This is a genomic window from Ruegeria sp. AM9 (assembly GCF_056540565.1).
Genome location: NZ_JBQFWY010000003.1, coordinates 1 through 19,272 on the forward strand (window position 1 = coordinate 1; position 19,272 = coordinate 19,272).

The 19,272-nt window shown below is 60.3% G+C and carries 17 protein-coding genes; 10 read left to right on the forward strand and 7 right to left on the reverse strand.

Going from position 1 to position 19,272, the window contains the following annotated elements; translation table 11 throughout:
• Positions 1–356 precede the first annotated feature (356 nt).
• Entirely contained in the window at positions 357–2,558 is a 2,202-nt protein-coding gene (gene katG, locus ACR0DO_RS07220; RefSeq protein WP_480557496.1) for a catalase/peroxidase HPI, read from the reverse strand.
• A 366-nt stretch (positions 2,559–2,924) separates the two neighbouring features.
• Between katG and ACR0DO_RS07225 the strand changes: the two genes are divergently transcribed.
• A complete protein-coding gene (locus ACR0DO_RS07225) occupies positions 2,925–4,541 on the forward strand; it encodes a GMC family oxidoreductase (RefSeq protein ID WP_480557498.1) in 1,617 nt (538 codons plus the stop codon).
• A 3-nt stretch (positions 4,542–4,544) separates the two neighbouring features.
• Here ACR0DO_RS07225 and ACR0DO_RS07230 read toward each other — a convergent pair whose 3' ends face one another.
• Positions 4,545–5,390, reverse strand: coding sequence for an SDR family oxidoreductase (locus tag ACR0DO_RS07230; RefSeq protein ID WP_480557500.1), 846 nt, complete (start codon positions 5,388–5,390; stop codon positions 4,545–4,547).
• Between the two features lie 90 nt (positions 5,391–5,480).
• Here ACR0DO_RS07230 and ACR0DO_RS07235 point away from each other — a divergent pair, with 90 nt between their 5' ends.
• Complete coding sequence (locus tag ACR0DO_RS07235; RefSeq protein ID WP_480557502.1) at positions 5,481–6,113, forward strand: class I SAM-dependent DNA methyltransferase; 633 nt, start codon at positions 5,481–5,483, stop codon at positions 6,111–6,113.
• A 3-nt stretch (positions 6,114–6,116) separates the two neighbouring features.
• Here ACR0DO_RS07235 and ACR0DO_RS07240 read toward each other — a convergent pair whose 3' ends face one another.
• Both ACR0DO_RS07240 and ACR0DO_RS07245 read right to left on the reverse strand, forming a co-directional pair.
• Positions 6,117–7,106, reverse strand: coding sequence for a sterol desaturase family protein (locus ACR0DO_RS07240; protein WP_480557504.1), 990 nt, complete (start codon positions 7,104–7,106; stop codon positions 6,117–6,119).
• Positions 7,107–7,117: 11 nt separating this feature from the next.
• Positions 7,118–7,873, reverse strand: coding sequence for a class II aldolase and adducin N-terminal domain-containing protein (locus tag ACR0DO_RS07245; protein ID WP_480557506.1), 756 nt, complete (start codon positions 7,871–7,873; stop codon positions 7,118–7,120).
• A 117-nt stretch (positions 7,874–7,990) separates the two neighbouring features.
• On the opposite strand from ACR0DO_RS07245, the gene ACR0DO_RS07250 reads away from it, so the two are divergent.
• The 5 genes from ACR0DO_RS07250 to ACR0DO_RS07270 all read left to right on the forward strand — a co-directional run bounded on the left by ACR0DO_RS07250 (position 7,991) and on the right by ACR0DO_RS07270 (position 13,221).
• Positions 7,991–8,866 (forward strand): LysR family transcriptional regulator, encoded by an 876-nt coding sequence (locus ACR0DO_RS07250; RefSeq protein WP_480557508.1) that lies wholly within the window; start codon positions 7,991–7,993, stop codon positions 8,864–8,866.
• A 143-nt stretch (positions 8,867–9,009) separates the two neighbouring features.
• Positions 9,010–10,812 (forward strand): adenine deaminase, encoded by a 1,803-nt coding sequence (ade, locus tag ACR0DO_RS07255; protein WP_480557510.1) that lies wholly within the window; start codon positions 9,010–9,012, stop codon positions 10,810–10,812.
• Positions 10,809–12,272 carry an AMP nucleosidase gene (locus ACR0DO_RS07260; protein ID WP_480557512.1) on the forward strand — a complete coding sequence of 488 codons (1,464 nt, stop codon included), beginning with the start codon at positions 10,809–10,811 and terminating at the stop codon, positions 12,270–12,272. The genes ade and ACR0DO_RS07260 overlap by 4 nt, the downstream gene beginning before the upstream one ends.
• Before the next feature lie 130 nt (positions 12,273–12,402).
• Complete coding sequence (locus ACR0DO_RS07265; RefSeq protein WP_170349467.1) at positions 12,403–12,690, forward strand: HU family DNA-binding protein; 288 nt, start codon at positions 12,403–12,405, stop codon at positions 12,688–12,690.
• Positions 12,691–12,825: 135 nt separating this feature from the next.
• The gene (locus ACR0DO_RS07270; protein WP_480557514.1) at positions 12,826–13,221 is read left to right on the forward strand and encodes a hypothetical protein; all 396 of its coding nucleotides are present in this window, start codon (positions 12,826–12,828) and stop codon (positions 13,219–13,221) included.
• A gap of 144 nt (positions 13,222–13,365) precedes the next feature.
• Here ACR0DO_RS07270 and ACR0DO_RS07275 read toward each other — a convergent pair whose 3' ends face one another.
• Positions 13,366–14,562: a BCCT family transporter gene (locus tag ACR0DO_RS07275; protein WP_480558163.1), complete on the reverse strand. Its 1,197-nt coding sequence runs from the start codon at positions 14,560–14,562 to the stop codon at positions 13,366–13,368.
• Between the two features lie 194 nt (positions 14,563–14,756).
• Between ACR0DO_RS07275 and ACR0DO_RS07280 the strand changes: the two genes are divergently transcribed.
• On the forward strand, positions 14,757–15,644 hold the full coding sequence (locus ACR0DO_RS07280) for a DMT family transporter (RefSeq protein WP_480557516.1): 888 nt from the start codon (positions 14,757–14,759) through the stop codon (positions 15,642–15,644).
• Here the strand turns inward: ACR0DO_RS07280 and ACR0DO_RS07285 are convergent.
• Positions 15,620–16,141, reverse strand: coding sequence for a glutathione peroxidase (locus ACR0DO_RS07285; protein ID WP_170444974.1), 522 nt, complete (start codon positions 16,139–16,141; stop codon positions 15,620–15,622). The genes ACR0DO_RS07280 and ACR0DO_RS07285 overlap by 25 nt on opposite strands.
• Before the next feature lie 142 nt (positions 16,142–16,283).
• Between ACR0DO_RS07285 and msrB the strand changes: the two genes are divergently transcribed.
• Positions 16,284–16,733: a peptide-methionine (R)-S-oxide reductase MsrB gene (msrB, locus tag ACR0DO_RS07290; protein WP_170334459.1), complete on the forward strand. Its 450-nt coding sequence runs from the start codon at positions 16,284–16,286 to the stop codon at positions 16,731–16,733.
• A complete protein-coding gene (gene msrA / locus ACR0DO_RS07295) occupies positions 16,730–17,239 on the forward strand; it encodes a peptide-methionine (S)-S-oxide reductase MsrA (protein WP_480557519.1) in 510 nt (169 codons plus the stop codon). Before msrB ends, msrA begins: the two co-directional genes overlap by 4 nt.
• A 20-nt stretch (positions 17,240–17,259) precedes the next feature.
• Here msrA and ACR0DO_RS07300 read toward each other — a convergent pair whose 3' ends face one another.
• Positions 17,260–19,263, reverse strand: a complete 2,004-nt coding sequence (locus tag ACR0DO_RS07300; RefSeq protein WP_480557521.1) for a hydantoinase/oxoprolinase family protein — start codon at positions 19,261–19,263, stop codon at positions 17,260–17,262.
• Positions 19,264–19,272: the final 9 nt, after the last annotated feature.

A 19,272-nucleotide genomic window follows, 5' to 3' on the forward strand; every position in this document is an offset into this window, starting at 1 on the left:
CCGTCTCTCCGATGCGTCTCAACCGTCTTTCCAGTCCGTCAGGCCGTCTCTCCGACCCGTCAGCACCGCCTCAGCAGCGCCGGTGAAGGGGTATTTACGGATTGGGCCCGGGACCTGCAACCCCCATTTTGAAAAAACTTCACATTTATCGGCAGAAACTCACTCACCTTAATAAAAACAACAGGTTGGCTTTAGAATTTCCTTCGCTGAGACCTGTTATTGCCGGTGGAAACCTCGGAAAGATTGGCCTTTCGGTGGAATCGTACCCAATGCTTGGTAGGCGCCCGAGACTCGGGCGGAAGAAAACGCCGCCCGAGTCTCGCCGGGCGGCGTCATTTCGTGAGTGGTCGTCCTGTTTACTTCAGATCGAACCGATCCGCGTTCATCACCTTGTTCCAGGCCGAGACAAAGTCACAGACGAATTTGCCCTCGGCATCGGCCTGGCCATAGACCTCGGCCAGCGCCCGCAGTTGCGAGTTCGAACCAAAGACCAGATCGACGCGGGTGCCGGTCCATTTGACCTCACCACTGGCGCGGTCGCGGCCCTCATAGACGCCTTTGCCCGCGGGCTTCCATTCTGTGCCCATGTCCAGAATGCTGGTGAAGAAGTCGTTGCTGAGCGTTCCGACGCGATCGGTGAACACGCCGTGCGTGCTGTCGCCGAAATTGGCACCCAAAACCCGCAGGCCACCGACCAGCACCGTCATTTCGGGCGCAGAGAGGGTCAGCAATTGCGCCCGGTCGACCAGCAGTTCTTCGGGTGACACTGTATAATCGGCCTTCTGATAGTTGCGGAAACCGTCAGCAATCGGCTCCATCACCGAGAAGCTGTCCACATCCGTCTGCTCTTGCGTCGCATCGGTGCGGCCCGGGGTGAACGGAACCTCGACATCCTGACCGCCGGCTTTGGCCGCCTGTTCGACACCGACCGCTCCGGCCAGCACGATCACGTCGGCCAGCGACACTTTCTTGTTGCCAGACTGCGCGTCGTTGAACGCGGTCTGAACACCCTCCAGAGCGCCCAGCGCCTTGGACAGTTTCATCGGCTCGTTCACATCCCAGTCTTTCTGCGGTGCAAGACGGATACGGGCGCCGTTGGCCCCGCCCCGCTTGTCCGACCCGCGGAAGGTCGACGCTGAGGCCCACGCGGTCGAGACCAATTCGGACACCGACAGGCCGGTCGCGGCGACTCTGGCTTTCAGGTCGGCCACATCCGCGTCGTCAACCAGATCGTGATCCACCGCCGGAACGTTGTCCTGCCATAGCAGTTCCTCGGCCGGGGCCTCCGGGCCGATGTAGGCCGAACGCGGACCCATGTCGCGGTGAGTCAGTTTGAACCAGGCGCGGGCGAAGGCATCAGCGAACTCTTCCGGGTTCTCGTGGAAACGCTTCGAGATCGGGCCATAGATCGGGTCCATGCGCATCGCCATGTCGGCGGTGGTCATCATGGTCTTGACCTTTTTCGACGGATCATGCGCCGCCGGGGCCATGTCTTCTTCCTTAACGCCAACCGGTTCCCAGATATAAGCGCCCGAGGGGCTTTTGGTCAGGTTCCAGTCATAGCGGAACAGCAGGTCGAAATAGCCATTGTCCCATTTGATCGGGTTTGCGGTCCATGCGCCCTCGATTCCGCTGGTGGTGGTGTCATCCCCCTTGCCCGAGCCGAACTTGTTGATCCAGCCAAAGCCCATATCCTCGATCGGGGCGGCTTCGGGCTCGGGGCCGACCAGATCCGGATCGCCCGCACCATGCGCCTTGCCAAAGGTGTGGCCCCCGGCGACCAGAGCAACGGTTTCCTCGTCATTCATTGCCATCCGGCCAAAGGTGTCACGGATGTCGCGGCCCGAGGCCAAGACGTTCGGCTCGCCATCCGGGCCTTCGGGGTTCACATAGATCAGGCCCATCTGCACGGCGGCCAGCGGGTTTTCCAGATCGCGCTCACCCGAGTAACGGCTGTGCGGGTTGTCGGTCGGGGCCAGCCAATCGGTTTCGGCGCCCCAATAGATGTCTTCCTCGGGCGCCCAGATATCTTCACGGCCACCGGCGAAACCGAAGGTTTTGCCGCCCATGGATTCGATGGCGCAGTTTCCGGCCAGGATCATCAGGTCAGCCCAGGAAATCTGGTTGCCGTATTTCTGCTTGATCGGCCACAGCAGACGGCGCGCCTTGTCCAGGTTGCCGTTATCCGGCCAGCTGTTCAGCGGCGCGAACCGCTGGTTGCCGGTCGAGGCACCGCCGCGGCCATCCGCCGTCCGGTAGGTGCCCGCGCTGTGCCAAGCCATGCGGATGAACAGGCCGCCGTAATGACCATAATCCGCCGGCCACCAGTCCTGCGAATCCGTCATCAGCGCATAGAGGTCTTCTTTCAGCGCTTTCATGTCCAGCGTCTTGAATGCGTCGGCATAGTCGAAATCCGCACCCAACGGGTTCGACGCGGGCGCGTTCTGATGTAGGATCGACAGGTTCAGCTGGTTCGGCCACCAATCCCGGTTCGACCGGGTTCCGGCGCCATGCATTACCGGGCAACCGCCCGTTTTGGGGTTATCACTTCCGTCCATATCGATCTCCAATCCTGGCTAATTTCCGGCAGGTTCGCGCGGTCAAAACTCGGTCGATCAAGAGCACATGCAGAGGGCACCTTTACCCCGCCAAGGATGCGCGGCGCGTCCTGGGCAAGGTATCGGCGACTCTTTCGTCTTGTCCCTTCAAGACGTAGCAAACCAAAGCCATGCAAAAAAGTTTTGTTTGGTGATGAATTTGATAGGATTTAATTATGATATTTTAAGAATGAGTCAGACCAACCGTAATAACCTTGGGTCACATCCCGGATACGGCGATTGTTTTTTCCCATCGCTCGGCCACAGTCTTGGACAAGGCTGACCCAGACATCGCCGTGACCGGTCGGGCAGGAGGGGGAAATCGGAATGGAATTCGACTATGTCATTGTCGGCGGCGGGTCCGCAGGTTCGGTGCTTGCCAGCCGTCTCAGCGAAGACCCAAGCAAACGCGTTTGCCTGCTTGAGGCTGGCGGACGCGGCGACAGTATACTGGTCCGGATGCCCTCGGCCGTTGTTGCTGCCCTGCCCGGACGTCCCAAGATCAACAACTGGGCCTTTGAAACAGTGCCGCAACCGGGGCTGAACGGGCGTCGGGGCTATCAGCCGCGTGGCAAGGCACTGGGCGGATCCAGCGCGATCAATGCGATGCTTTATGTGCGGGGCCATCGTCAGGACTATGACGGCTGGGCCGAACTGGGCTGCACCGGCTGGGGCTGGGACAGTGTCCTGCCCTATTTCAAACGGTCCGAGAACAATGAGGACGGTGCCGATGACCTGCATGGCGCCAGCGGCCCGCTGCAGGTATCAAACCAGAAAGAGCCGCGCCCGATCACCCATGCCTTCGTTGAGGCGGCCGAGCAGATGCAGCACCGCCGCACCGATGATTTCAATCGCGGCGACAATGAAGGGGTCGGCCTGTATCAGGTGACGCAGTTTCACGACCCGGCCAAAAACGGCGAGCGGTGCTCGGCCGCGGCGGCTTATGTCTTTCCGGTTCTGGGCCGCCCCAACCTGACGGTGATCACCCAGGCCCATGCCAAAGAGCTGACCTTTGACGGCAAGCGCGCGACCGGGGTGATCTATAAGAAGAAGGCCAAAGGTCCCGACATCACGGTTACGGCAAAGCGCGAGGTGCTGATCTGCGCCGGAGCGCTGAAATCCCCGCACCTTCTGCAACTGTCCGGGATCGGGGCCGCAGAGGATCTGACCAAACACGGCATTGCCGTGCGCCACAACCTGCCCGGTGTGGGCAAGAACCTGCAGGACCATCTGGATTTCATCCTGTCCTACAAAACCAGGGACACCGACAATTTCGGGATCAGCCCGGTCGCGTCGGCAAAGCTGACCCGTCACCTTCTGCGCTGGCGCAAGACCGGCGTGTCGATGGCGGCAACGCCCTTTGCCGAGGGGGCAGGGTTTCTGAAGACTTCGGCCGATCTGGACCGGCCCGACATTCAGCTGCACTTCACCATCGCGCTGGTCGATGATCACGCCCGCAAACTGCACTATGGTCATGGGTTCACTTGCCACGTCTGCAAACTGCGCCCCGAAAGCCGTGGAACAATTGGCCTGAACAGCCCTGATCCCTTTGCCGCACCTGCCATCGATCCGGCGTTTTTGTCGGACGACCGCGATCTGGACACGATGATCAAGGGCGCGCGGATGATGCGAGAAATCCTTGAGGCCCCGGCGCTGGCCAGATACCGCCACAAAGAGATGTTCGGAACCAACACCGCCCGCACCGACGCCGATTGGGAAAAACACATCCGCGACCGCGCCGACACCATCTATCACCCGGTTGGAACCTGCAAAATGGGGGTGGATGAGATGGCCGTGGTTGATCCCGAACTGCGCGTGCGCGGGATCGAGGGGCTACGGGTGGTCGATGCCTCGGTCATGCCGACGTTGATCTCGGGCAACACCAACGCGCCGACCGTCATGATTGCTGAGAAAGCCGCCGACCTGATCAAGGCCGCCGGCTGAGCGTCAGACGTCTTTCATCAGGGCCTCCAGCCCGGTGCGATAGTCCGGATACAGCAGGCGTACGCCCAGCTCATCCTTGATCCGGTCATTCCGGACGCGCTTGTTCTCATTGTAAAAGCTGCGCGCCATCGGGGTCATATCAGCCTCGTCAAAGGGAACCGCGGGCGGCAAAGGCAGGCCCTGCAACTCGGCGGCATAGGCGATGACGTCCTGAGGCGGAACCGGCTCATCATCGCAGACATTATATATGGCGCCGGGATTGGGTGCAGCCATCGACGCGGCCAGAACCTGCGCGATGTCCGCCACATGAATGCGGGAAAACACCTGGCCGGGCTTGATGATGCGCCGCATCCCCGCCCGCTTGAGCTTGGAAAACGGGCCACGACCAGGGCCATAGATACCGGCCAGCCGGAAGACATGGACCGGCAATCCGGGGATGTTCCGCCATTGCTCCTCGGCCTTCACCCGCCACCGGCCTCGTTCGGCCGTGGGGGCGGGCGGAGTGGATTCATCCACCCATTCCCCCTGATGATCGCCATAAACCGCGGTCGTCGACAGGTAACCGACCCATTGGAATTGCGCGGCCCGTGCGGCGATCTCGTCCTGCAACGCAGCCAGCACCGGATCACCACCTTTGTTGGGAGACGTCGAAATCAGCAGATGCGTCACCCCGTCCAGATCCGGTGTCTGCCCCGGCCAGATCAACGGCTCGGCGCCGGATGCGCGAATGGTGGCGGCTTGAGCGGGATCGCGGGTGGTGCCGACGATGCGCCACCCTTGGGGTTTCAGTAGCTGGGACAAGGCTTGCGCCGAATATCCGTGGCCGAACGAAAAAAGAGTTCCTGTCATGTCACCTTTGATGATCCGCAATCCCGGCGGATGCAAGCACCTGCGTCTGAATACTTGATTCGAATCCCCTGATGCGCCTTTCTTTTAATCATGGCTGAAAAAACTCCGAACCTGCACACCGCGTATTCTCTGGACTCGCCCGAGGATCACAAAGAGCTCTATGCCGAATGGGCCGGAGATTATGACGAAACCTTCGCCGCGCGCGAGGATTACCAGCTCTATATTCACACGGCCCGTGCCTTTGTGGCCGCCGGTGGGCAAGGCCCGGTTCTGGATGTCGGCGCGGGCACCGGATTATGCGGCGCGGTTCTGGCCGGGCTGGGCGTCGGGCCTATCGACGCCACCGATATCAGCACCGAGATGCTGGATCAGGCGATGCGCAAGGATATCTACCGCGATGCGATCGAGGCCGATCTGAACCAGGGCATCCCGGTTCCGCGCGACAGCTATTCCGGCATTGTATCCTCGGGCACCTTCACCCATGGCCATCTGGGCCCCGAGGCCCTGCCCGCCCTGCTGCGCATTGCCCGCCCGGGCGCGCAATTCGCCCTGTCAATCAACGCGCAGCATTATGAAAAACTGGGTTTTGCCGAGGCGCTGCACAGGCTGGCGCAGGGCCAGATACAGAACCTGACCCTGCCCGAAGTGCGAATCTATGGCGATCTGGCCGTGGGTCCCAACAAGGACGACACCGCGCTGATTGCCTTGTTCGAGCGGACGTGACCGTTACGTATACATCTGCTTCTTGAACGCCCGGGTCCGCGTCGTCGCCTCGGCTGAACCGTCGTGATAGGTGCCGAACCACTTGTCGAAGGGAATCTCGGACGTGCCGTAGTTGCACTCGAAATACCGGTGGTGCAGCTGGTGAAAGAAATCCCCGGCACGGGCGGCATCGGTGTCCCCGGCCTTCAGCTTCTCAAAGCCGGAATGCGACAAGACCGGACTGATCTGTTGGAAATACGTGTGGAACAGCACATGCAGCGGGTGCGACGGCACGATCAGGTGGATGAAGTAGGTGGTGAAATACAGCAGGTTTTCATACCAATGGTTCGAGATCCCCGACCACGGCCCGATATTGACGTTCCGGTGATGCACCGCATGGACGTGTTTATAAAGCTTGGGATGATGCTCCAGCCGGTGCACCCAATAGAAATGCAGCCCCGACCACATCGGAATGAACAACATCCAGACCACACACCAGACCGGCGCGCTGGCCCATGTGACGGTGGGAACATACCCGTTGGCCATCGCCCAGTAGATGATCCACTGATAAACGGTCGCCACCGTCATGGCGCTGCCCAACGTCCACCAGATGTTGTCCCAGACCTGACTGCGGAAGGTGAAGTTGCCATTGTCGCGGGTCAGGTCGCGTCGGTCAAACTTCTTGTACATGCCCTGACCTTTGCGCATGTAGAGCCACCAATGCAGGCTGCCTGCGACCAGAATCTGCGGCACCATGTTCAGCAGCCAGATGCGGAACATCCAACCGGGCGCAAAGCTTTGCATCGTCTCCAACGCCGGAAAGAAGAACACGTAGGCTGAAACGGCCAGCGCCATGCATAATGTCAGCGCCGTGATCTGCAGCCACGCGCCGCTATACCATTTCAACACGGCAGCAGGGCGCAGAGGCCAGTTGAACAGCGGATTCAGCCCAACCGGCCCCTCGGGGTGATAGTGCCAGCGGGCGGCTTCGGGGTCCTGAGCGGTGTCGGTCATGGCAGTACCCTTTATGTGGCGTAGTCGGAGCCTTCGGCATCCAGCAGAGCCTTGATTTCGCGCAGATGTGCCTCGGCCTGATCGGGATAGCCGTCCAGTTCCTGCGCTGTCTTCTCGGCGATCTCGTCAGACAGCACGCGCAGGGGCTGGCCGGTTTGCAGCGCGCGAATATAGGTCTCCGCCGCGCGTTCGAAGTAATAAAGGCGGTTGAAGGTATCCGCGGGGTCACTGCCGATCACCAACACACCGTGGTTGCCCATGATCATGACCTTTTTCTTCGGGTCCGACAGCATCCCGGCGCAACGTTCGCCCTCGCTTTCGAAAGCCAAACCGCCGAATTCCTGGTCGATCACGTAGCGGTTGTAGAAGGTGGCCGTGTTCTGATCGATCGGCGGCAGGGTGCTGTCCGCCAGCGACGCCAGCACTGTGGCAAAGATCGAATGCACATGCATCACACAGCGCGCGTGCGGGCATTGACGGTGAATCGATCCGTGCAACCCCCAGGCGGTCGGATCGGGCGCACCGGGCTGGGACATCACGTCCGGATCTTTGGCATCCAGCAGCAGCAGGTTCGACGCCCTGATCCGTGCGAAATGCATCTGGTTGGGGTTCATCAGGAACTGCGTGCCGTCCTCGTTCACCGCAAGGCTGAAATGGTTGGCCACGCCTTCATGCATGTTCAGCCGCTCGGTCCAGCGGAAAGCGGCCGCAAGGTCCACGCGTTCCACCCAGTGATCGATATTGGGGCGCAGGTTGGTGACGGTCATTTCGGGCTCCTGTTGGACTGGCTCGGGCTTGGCAAAAGCGTGCCTGCGGCGCGAATGTTTGACCAACGAAAAAAACAGACCTAATTCATTAGCTGGACTAATGACAGGGTTATGCACATGCAGAATTCGCTTCCTCCACTGGGTTGGCTGCGCACGTTCGAGGCCTCGGCCCGGCATCTGTCTTTCACCGGGGCGGCCCGGGATCTGAACATGACCCAAAGCGCGGTCAGCCAGCAGATCAAATCGTTGGAGGGCTATCTGGGTCAGCCCCTGTTCGTACGCCGCCCGCGCTCGCTGGAGCTGACCGAGGCCGGCATCACCTATCTGCCGGTGGTGCGCGATGCGTTCCGGACACTGGTGCGCGGCACACAAGCCGTCACCGGGGCGCAGCAGAACGCGGTGCAGGTGCAAAGCAACATCAGTTTTGCCGTCAACTGGCTGGCCCCGCGCCTGCCGCAGTTTCGATCCGAGCACCCCGACGTGCAGCTGAACATCTTTACCGAGTTGTGGGAGCCGCGTGAGATGGCCGAGGGCGCCGCGGTGGAAATCCGCTATTCCCTGCGGCCATCGGACACTGTGCGAACAGAGTTGCTGCGGACCGACCACTATTACCCGGTCTGCGCCCCCGGTTACGAGGTGACATTGGACACGTTGCAGCAACAGCCGCTGTTTGACTGTTCCAACCTTTTGTCCAACTGGGCGAATTGGGCAGAGGATCAGCCTTTGACCTGGGAAAACCCGCCAATTACCTATTCGACCACCTACCTGGTCAGCCTGTCCGTGGCGATGGCCGGAGGGGGCTTGTGCCTGACCCATGACACCATCGCCCGCGACCTGATCCGGCAAGGGCGATTGGTGGCGCCTTTCGTCCATCGCGCAGCAATGCCCGAGGCCTATTACCTGCTGCTGTCCCCACAGGCCGAGGAAACGCCGGGAGCGCTGGCCTTTGCCGATTGGCTGCGCCACGAGATGGAGACGGACCGGCTGGCGTGACCGGAGCACTCCCGTCCATCGTCAATGCCGCTGCGCGGCACCTCCTCTGGTTGGGCCGGGCAGCGCTGACGCGCTGCGTGACGGTTTCATGATAGCTGTGCGCCGGGGGTTGCACCTTTTTGTGCATTCGGGAAAGTTGAGCCATGGAATACACGCCCTTCCCAAGCTGGCCCGATGTCGCCCCCCAATTGATTGCAGTTGCCGCAGGACGCGAGGCTGCGGATTTGGTCATTCGCAGCGGGGTCTGGGTGAATGTCCACAGCCGCGAGGCGCTGTCCGACCATGACATTGCTATTGCAGCAGGGCGCGTGGCCTTTGTCGGGCCGGACGCATCGCATTGCATTGACCCCGACACGCAGATCATCGAAGCAAACGGACGTTACATGGTGCCGGGCCTGTGCGACGCCCATATGCATATCGAATCGGGCATGTTGACCCCGGCCGAGTTCGCCCGTGCGGTGATCCCGCATGGCACGACCTCGATGTTCACCGATCCACACGAGATTGCCAATGTGCTGGGGCTGGACGGCGTGCGCATGATGCATGACGAGGCGCTGATGCAGCCGGTGAACATCTTCACCCAGATGCCGTCCTGTGCGCCCTCTGCCCCGGGGCTTGAGACCACCGGATATGAGATCACCCCCGAAGACGTGGCCGAGGCGATGAACTGGCCAGGGATCATCGGGCTGGGTGAGATGATGAATTTCCCCGGTGTGATCCATGGCGACCCGAAGATGCTGGCCGAGATTGCCGCAACCCAACGGGTAGGCAAGACGGTGGGCGGGCATTATGCCTCGCCGGATCTGGGGCCCGATTTCGCGGCCTATGTCGCGGGCGGCCCGGCAGATGACCACGAAGGAACCTGTGAGGCCGACGCCATTGCGCGCGTCCGCCAAGGGATGCGGTCGATGATGCGGCTGGGGTCGGCTTGGTACGACGTCGAAAGCCAGATCACGGCCGTCACCGAAAAGGGGCTCGACCCACGCAATTTCATCCTGTGCACAGATGACTGCCATTCCGGCACTTTGGTGAATGACGGACATATGAATCGGGTGGTGCGCCATGCGATTGCCTGCGGCTGTGATCCACTGATCGCCCTGCAGATGGCCACGATCAACACCGCAACACATTTTGGTTTGGAGCGCGAGATCGGATCAATCACGCCGGGACGACGGGCGGACGTCATCCTCAGTTCGGACCTGACGGAACTGCCCATCGAACTGGTCGTCGCCCGTGGGCAAGTGGTGGCAGAGAATGGGGCGATCACCGTCGACTGTCCGCATCTGAACTGGCCCGACAGTGCCCGCAACACTGTGCATCTGGGTCATACGCTGACCGATGCGGACTTCGAAATCAAAGCGCCCGCTGGCGCCAACCGGGTTCAGGCAAACGTCATCGGTGTGGTGGAAAATCAGGCCCCGACTAAGGCTCTGAAGGCCGAGTTGCCGATCATCGGCGGGTTGGTCGAAGGCGAAGGCGACGTCTGCCAGATCGCGCTGGTCGAACGCCACCGCGGGACCGGAGGGGTGACCAACGCCTTTGTCTCGGGCTTTGGCTATCAGGGCCAAATGGCGATGGCCTCGACCGTGGCCCATGACAGCCACCATATGATCGTTGTTGGCACCGACCGGGAGCAGATGGCGCTGGCTGCAAACCGTCTGGCCGAGGTTGGCGGCGGCATCACCATTTTCCGTGATGGAAAAGAACTGGCGCTGGTGGAACTGCCGATTGCCGGGCTGATGTCCGACAGCCCCGCCGCTGACGTTGCCGCCAAGGCGGACAAGATGGTTGCGGCGATGCAGGCCTGCGGCTGTCAGTTGAACAACGCATACATGCAGCACTCGTTGCTGGCTTTGGTCGTGATCCCGGAATTGCGGATTTCCGACCTTGGGCTGGTGGATGTGCGCACATTTGAAAAGATCGAGCTTCTGGAACCTCTTGCATGACAATAATAAAAACACCCGACGTCCCCACGCCTGAAAAGTTCACCGACCCCGCCGCCGCCGTGGCCCGTCTGGAAGAGCTGTACGAAAAGGCGACGCAGTTCCTGTGCGACAGCTTTGCCAAAGCGATGGAACAGGGTACTCCGGCCGAACGGTACCGGGCCTTTTACCCGGAAATTCGCATCAAGACGTCCTCCTATGCGCAGGTCGACAGTCGGCTGAGCTTTGGCCACGTGTCCGAGCCCGGAACTCACGCCACAACGGTGACACGGCCCGACCTGTTCCGATCCTACCTGACGCAACAGATCGCTCTGCTGATCAGGAACCATGATCAGCCGGTGACGATTCAGGCATCCGACACGCCAATCCCGGTGCATTTCGCCGTGGCCAACAACCCCGATCTGGTGGTGCCGCATCAGGGTGCCGCCGGGTTCACCCTGCGCGACGTGTTCGATGTTCCGGATCTAACCACCACAAATGATGACATCGTCAACGGTGTCTATGACACAAATGACGAGATCGGCCCGCTGGCCCTGTTCACCGCGCAACGTGTGGATTACTCGCTGGCGCGGCTGTCGCACTACACTGCGACCGACCCGAGTCATTTCCAGAACCACGTCCTGTTCACCAACTACCAGTTCTATGTCTCCGAATTCGAAAACTACGCGCGCGAGCAACTGGCCGACCCGGATAGCGGATACACCAGCTTTGTCTCGACCGGGAATGTCGAGATCACGACCCCGGACGGAACGCTGGAACAACCCCTGAAACTGCCTCAGATGCCGACCTACCACCTGAAACGCGCGGACGGGGCCGGGATCACTCTGGTCAATATCGGGGTCGGGCCGTCGAATGCGAAAACCGCCACCGACCATATCGCGGTGCTGCGCCCGCATGCCTGGCTGATGGTCGGCCATTGCGCCGGGCTGCGCAACACGCAGGCGCTGGGGGATTTCGTGCTGGCCCATGCCTATCTGCGCGAGGACAAGGTGCTGGACGATGACCTGCCCGTCTGGGTGCCGATCCCGCCACTGGCCGAGATTCAGGTGGCTTTGGAACAGGCCGTGGCCGAGGTCACGGAACTGGAAGGTTATGAGCTGAAACGGATCATGCGCACTGGCACCGTCGCATCGGTCGACAACCGCAACTGGGAGCTGCGCGATCAGTCCGGCCCGGTGCAGCGCCTCGGCCAATCCCGCGCGATTGCACTGGATATGGAAAGCGCCACAATCGCCGCCAATGGCTATCGATTCCGAGTTCCTTATGGCACTTTGCTGTGTGTGTCGGACAAGCCTTTGCACGGTGAATTAAAGCTTCCCGGCATGGCTTCGGCGTTCTATACCACACAGGTCAGCCGCCATCTGGCGATCGGAATACGCGCAATGGAGCACCTGCGCGGGATGCCGTTAGAGCGCCTGCACAGCCGGAAATTGCGTTCGTTTGACGAAACGGCCTTTCTCTGAAGCAAAAAAGCAACGTTTTCCCCCTATTTTTAGGGTTTTCCGCGCTACTATTCGTTGTGTTCGTCCACAATATCCCGTTACAGTTACGCGGTGAGGCCCAAATTATCGGGCACGTTAAGGAGACCAAGAAATGGCAAAGCCTATGACAAAGACTCAGCTGGTTGCTGCTCTCGCTGAGGAAATGGGGACCGACAAGAAAGCCGCAAACGCCGCGCTGGAGGCCGTAACCGGCCTGATCACCCGCGAAGTTTCGGCTGGCGGTGCGGTGACCCTGCCCGGCGTTGGCAAAATCTACTGCCGCGAACGCCCCGAGCGCATGGTGCGCAACCCCGCCACCGGCGAGCAGTTCAAGAAAGAAGCCGACAAAGTGGTCAAGATGACCATCGCCAAGGCACTGAAAGACAGCGTGAACGGCTGATTTCAGCTTTCACCGCGATATGATCAAGGGCCGCCAATTGGGGGCCCTTTTTCTTTTCGTCTATTGGATTCTGACCTTTGCGTTTGTCGGCTTTGAGCCCTTTTCGCAACTTACGCGGGTCGCTATGTTTGTCGAATGAAGCGCCTGTTCATCATCACTTTTTCCATCATTTTCTCCGTACTCGTCGTGGGCTTTGCCGCTGCGCAAATTAACAGGGCGACATGCTTCCGAAACGGGGCGTTGCCAAGAACCATTGCGGATGCAGAAGTGCACATTGGAAGACAAATCTTCCGAAGAAGCGAAAGTGATTGGACGTCACTAGGAGTTTCTGAACCTGAAATTATTAGTGCAATCAAACTTCTTGAGGTGAACGGACCAGCCATGAGTTTTGAACACGCTTCCACCAGATATGCCACGTTTGAATTCACATTTTGTCCTGAGATTGAAATGCCAATTACGTTAGGCTTCCATTGTGGTGAACCAGCTAATCTTGAATGGATTGCGAGTCGTTGCCAACGGAGTAGCGGGTAGCTTCGCAGCCTTTTCCGTATTTCATTCTCAATGCATTGAACCTCAGCTTTTGTCCGCATAACGGACCCAGTCGCGACAAGACGCCTCTCCAAAAGAAAACGGGCGCCAGAAGCGCCCGTTTTAAGTATTTATGACCGGCTCCGTTCAGTGAACCGTCTCAACCTTGTGGAAATCCAGATCGCGATCTTCCGGCATTGAATCGATGCACAGCACCTCTTTGCGCTTGGCGATCAGGATATAGACCACGCAGGCCAGGTACAGGCCGACGACCACGGCGCCGATCCACTGAATCTGCAGCCACTGGCTCTGGAACAGCAGGGTCAGGATGAACAGCAGCGCAACGTTGCCCGCAACGTACGGGGCCTTGCCGAACCGCTCGACCGTCATGTTCAGGTTGTCGGTATACAGACGGATCAGCGAGTCCAGCGAGTTGATCACGAAGGTCACACCCACGATCACCATTGCGATGTTGATAATGCCCGCAGTCTGGATGCCGTTCAGGTGGAAGTAGTAGAGAACGGTGAACCAGATCCCCAGCGGGATCGACGGGAAGATCAGCAGCGCCGCCAGCAGCTGCCATGTGGTCAGACCACCGACAAAGCGCGAGGTGAACTGGCCGATCATGATCGACCATGCGAACCACCAGAACAGGTAGAAGGCGTGATAGTCGGTCAGCGGCAGGACGAACTTGTGGATGTTCGCGAAATAGGCACCGATGTTGCTGCCGGTTTCCAGGAACCCGGTAACACCCATACCTGCGGCCGCCCACATGCCAAGGATCAGCGCCAGGAACAGGAAGGTCGAACCCACCGACAGAATGCGCACGTATTTCAGGTCGGTCGACGAATAGGCCGCTGCCAGAATGACGACGAATACGATGATATAGAAGGTGCCGACCACGGACTCACCGTCGCCCACCTCGGGCAGGTAACCCGGCAGGTAGATCAGGAACAGGCTGGCGGTGAAGGCGCAGGTGCCGATGATGACCACGTTGTTGACCAGTTTGACCAGCGGGATCTCAAAGAACTTCACCCGCGGCTCGATCACGCAGAAATAGAACGCTGTCAGGAAGTAGAACGCCCAAATCAGGAAGCCCCAGAAGCCGAACTCGATGGCCAGAGGATTGGCGAAGGCATAAGCCGGGTCTTCGGCATAACCGCCAAACTCGGTCAGCGGGAACATGATCAGACCGACATCCAGGCCGGACGTGAACAGGATCGCGATGAACGTGAACAGATGAACGGGGGTTACGCCAACACAGCGCAGGTTCCACCACTTCACCACAAAGAAAGCGACCAGGCCCAAAGCCAGCAGGACGCCGAACGACAGGATGTACTCCAACAACACTTAACACACCTCCCATTATGTTTCAGATGCGCCTGCTGTTATCTTTTATTGGCGAGTCAATCAATAAAAACGACTGATGGGTTAATGCTGCAGACCGGATGTGCCTTTTTTGACGCAAAAAAGCGACCCGCCTTGCGGTAAATGCGAAATTGATAAACAGTGCGCGAAAGTGCTGAGAGGGGAGTGGAATGGACCTTCGCGCCATTGCCATGGGGCTGACATTTGCGTTCATCTGGTCCTCGGCTTTCACCTCGGCCCGGATCATCGTTGCGGACGCATCACCGCTGTTTTCGCTGGCCTTGCGGTTTTTGATCTCGGGGCTTCTGGGGGTCGCCATTGCGCGTGCCATGGGTCAGAGCTGGAATCTGACCCGGCCCCAATGGCGGGCGACGATCCTGTTCGGAATCTGTCAGAATGCCCTTTATTTGGGTCTGAACTTCTATGCGATGCAAACGGTCGAGGCCTCGCTTGCCGCGATCATCGCTTCCACCATGCCGCTGCTGGTGGCGCTGGCGGGATGGGTGTTTCTGGGTGAAAAGCTGCGACCCATTGCGGTGCTGGGCCTGTTTGCCGGCTTTGCGGGCGTGGCCCTGATCATGAGCACGCGGATCGGCGGTGGCGTTGACATGTTCGGCGTGGCCCTGTGTTGCCTCGGGGCCTTGGCGCTGACCTTTGCCACACTGTCCATTCGCGGCGCCACCTCGGGCGGCAACTTCATGATGGTGGTCGGGTTGCAGATGTTGGTGGGGTCTGCCGTTCTGTTCGTCGCGGCTCCGCTGTTCGAAACAATCTACATCCACCCGACCGTGCCGCTGGCGCTGGCCTTCACCTACACGACCCTGTTCCCCGGCCTTTTGGCGACACTGATCTGGGTGCTACTTTTGGACCGGATCGGCGCCACCCGCGCGGCGACCTTCCATTTCCTCAACCCGGTCTTCGGCGTCACCATCGCCGCCATCCTGCTGGGTGAAAAACTGGGTCCGCTGGATGCGGTTGGGGTCGGGATCACGACACTCGGAATTCTGGCGGTTCAGCTGGCGCGGCAGCCCGCTCAGGGCAGCAAGGCCTCGACCTGACGCAGCAGTTTGGGCGCATCCGGTTTCGTGTTCGCGCCATAGGTGGCAACAACCCCACCACGCGGGTCCAGCAGAATCTTGTTGAAATTCCACCGGGGCTCGAAGCCGGTCTGGGCTGCAACCGCCTTGTAGAACGGATGCGCATTTGCGCCTTTCACCGGAGTGATATCGGTCATCGGCAGGGTCAGGTCGTAATTCACATCGCAGAATTCCTTGACCTCCTCGGCCGAGCCCAGCTCTTGGTTGAACGAATCCGATGGCACCGCCAAAACCACAAGACCGCGATCCGCATACGCCTCATATACCTTTTGCAGAGCCGCATATTGCCCGGTGAACCCGCAATGCGAGGCGGTGTTCACTACCAGAACCGGCTGCCCTCTCCAATCTTCGATCGACAAAGTACCGCCGTCGATCGACGCGAACTCCCCTGCCAACGGAGCAGCCTGCACAGCGCGGCCGAACAGGATCAGGACCATCAAAACAAACATTCTGAGCATGATTTGGCCTCCCTTTGCTAAGATTACGTATCAAACCCGTCTGCAGATCACCCGCACGAACGCGCGAGGCCGCTGAAATAGGGCTTTGATTTCCCCGCCCCTGCCCCCAGATTATGCCACAAGAAAAACGACCGGAGGAGCCATGACCCGATACACCAAAGACCCCGAGGCCATCGCCGCCCTGTCCCCCGAAGAGTTCCACGTCACCCAGCGCAGCGGGACCGAACGTCCCGGCACCGGTAAATATTTGGGCAACAAGGAACCGGGGATTTACGTGGATATCGTCTCGGGCGAGCCGCTGTTCGCCTCGACCCACAAATACGAATCCGGTTGCGGCTGGCCCAGTTTCACCAAACCGATCATCCATGAACATGTGGAAGAGTTTCACGACGCTACCCATGGTATGATCCGCACCGAGGTCCGCTCGAAACACGGCGACAGCCATCTGGGACATGTCTTTCCCGATGGTCCGCGCGAACATGGCGGGCTGCGCTATTGCATCAACTCTGCCGCGCTGCGGTTCATCCATCGCGACGAGATGGAGGCCGAAGGCTATGGCGAATACCTGATCCATGTGGAGGATATCCAATGACCGAAGAACGCGCCGTACTTGCCGGGGGCTGTTTCTGGGGGATGCAGGACCTGATCCGCAAACTGCCGGGCGTGTCGCGCACCCGCGTCGGCTACACCGGCGGTGACGTGCCCAACGCCACCTATCGTAACCACGGCACCCATGCCGAGGGGATCGAGATCTGGTTCGATCCCTCCAAAATCACCTATCGCGACCTGCTGGAATTCTTCTTTCAGATCCACGACCCGACCACGCTGAACCGTCAGGGTAATGATCGCGGCATGAGTTATCGATCCGCCATCTACTACGTGGATGACGCCCAGAAACAGCTGGCTGAAGACACAATTGCCGATGTGAATGCCAGCGGCATCTGGCCCGGCAAGGCGGTGACCGAGGTCGAACCCGTCGGCGATTTCTGGGAGGCCGAGCCCGAGCATCAGGACTATCTCGAACGCATCCCGAACGGCTATACCTGCCACTTCCCGCGCCCCGATTGGGTTCTGCCCAAACGCGACGCGGCTGAATAAAGGCGTGGCCCCTGCGGGGGCTACCCCGTCGCCACCCGCGGGCGGCCACTGGCCTCGACGGTTATCATGGCCTCGACAAACACGTCCTGCGCCTCGATCCGGGCGGTTCGGATATCCCGGTCGACAACGATCCGGATATCTTCGGCCCCGGCCTGACGCACAGCACCCTCGGCCTCGGAGCGCAATACGGATTCCAACAATTCCAACGCCGCGCTGGATTCGTTGAAATCCTGCGGCCCGTCCTCAAGGTGAACCCGAAACCGGCCCTCGGACGGCGATGTGACCGTGCCCGTTCTGCGCAGGGTCAGGCGACCCACCACGGCACCGATGGCATTGGCCACGCCCGCATGTTCCGGCAGGATCATGCGACAACGCAGACGCTCTCCGACCGCCGGATAGTAGCTGGGCGCCGACGCCCCAAGGCCCACCACATCCACGTTCAGTGCCGTGTCCAACGCCAGCAGCCCGCGATGACTGGACAGGCCCTTTTGCGTCAGAACATGCCGCGCCAATTCGGTCGATGGCACACCAAACGCCTCGACCTCTTCTGCAAAAGCAGTCTCTAACAAGGTCAATGTGGTTTGTTCGGTCAGTTGATCCACAATGATTTGTGCCAGCTCTTCCGGCGTCTTGGCCAGCCGGTCTCCGGTGCCAACCCGCTTGCGCGCGATCAGTTCCAGCGCTTTGTGCGCGGCATCCCGATCCCAGGCATCCAACCGACCCAGAACATGGCTGGCATCCGATGGCGTCACCCCCGAGACCTGAACGATTCCGCGATCCACCAGCCGCGCCAGAGCCCCGTTTTCCATCCGGGTCCGCAGCAGGTCACTGAGCGGCATGACCTTGTCACCCAACCGGTCCAGCAGGGCCTCTTCCCGGGCGCCCAGCCCCTCGGCGTGAATGCTGGGAACGCGGCGTGCGAAACGGGTGTCATGCTCACCCACCGCTGTTGCCCGCAGTTGCGTATCTAACACGGCATGGACAGCCTCGGGCGCCTCAGATGCGATCAGCGAGACCGGCAACACCCGCCGTGGCCCCAGAAAGACGCCACCGCCCAGCCCCTCGGTCATCACATGCACCTGGCTGTCACCGCCCAGACCATGGGTGCGCATCGCAACCGCCTCGACCATCGTACGAAACCCACCGACCCGCGCACCTGCCGGGTCAATCGCAGGCTTACCGTCACGGATCAGCGCCACATCCGTAGTGGTCCCGCCGATATCCGACACAAGGGCGTTCTCGGTGTCCGTCAGCCAGCTTGCGCCGACAATCGACGCGGCCGGGCCGCTGAGGATCGTCTCAATCGGGCGCTCACGGGCTTGCCCGGCGCTCATCAGGGCGCCATCCCCGCGCACCACCATCATCGGCGCAGTGATACCCAATTCCAGCAACCGGTCCTGCGCCCGCCCGATCAACCGATCGATCATCCCGATCAGCCGGGCATTCAACACGGCAGTTACGGCCCGTTTCGGACCGTTCAGCTTGGCCGACAGGTGATGCGAACAGGTGACCGGAGCGCCGGTCCGTTCAGCAATGATCCGTGCCGCTTTCAGCTCGTGCGCCGGGTTGCGCGTGGCGAATTGCGCGGCGACGGCATAGCCAGAAATACCTTTATGAGAGTCTAAAAACGCCTCAAGCGCCGCCACATCCAACGGCGCAGCTTCGCCCCCGGCATGGGAATGACCGCCCGCAACAACCAGGGCCGGATCACCCTTTAACGCGTCCCGCAACCCGTGTTTGTCCAGATCACCATCCCTGAACCCGATATAGACCAACGCGACGCGCCCACCCTGCCCTTCGACCAGAGCATTTGTCGCCAACGTGGTCGACAGCGACGCCATCGAGATCTGTTCCGGCGCCACCTGCGCCGTGTCCAGAACCGCCTGAATCGCCTTGCCTACGCCAATCGCCAGATCAGCCCGCGTGGTCAGCGACTTGGTCGAGGCGATCACCTCACGCTCATCCTGGACCAGCACCGCGTCGGTATAGGTTCCACCCGTATCCACCCCCAAAGCCAACGCCATCGGGATCTC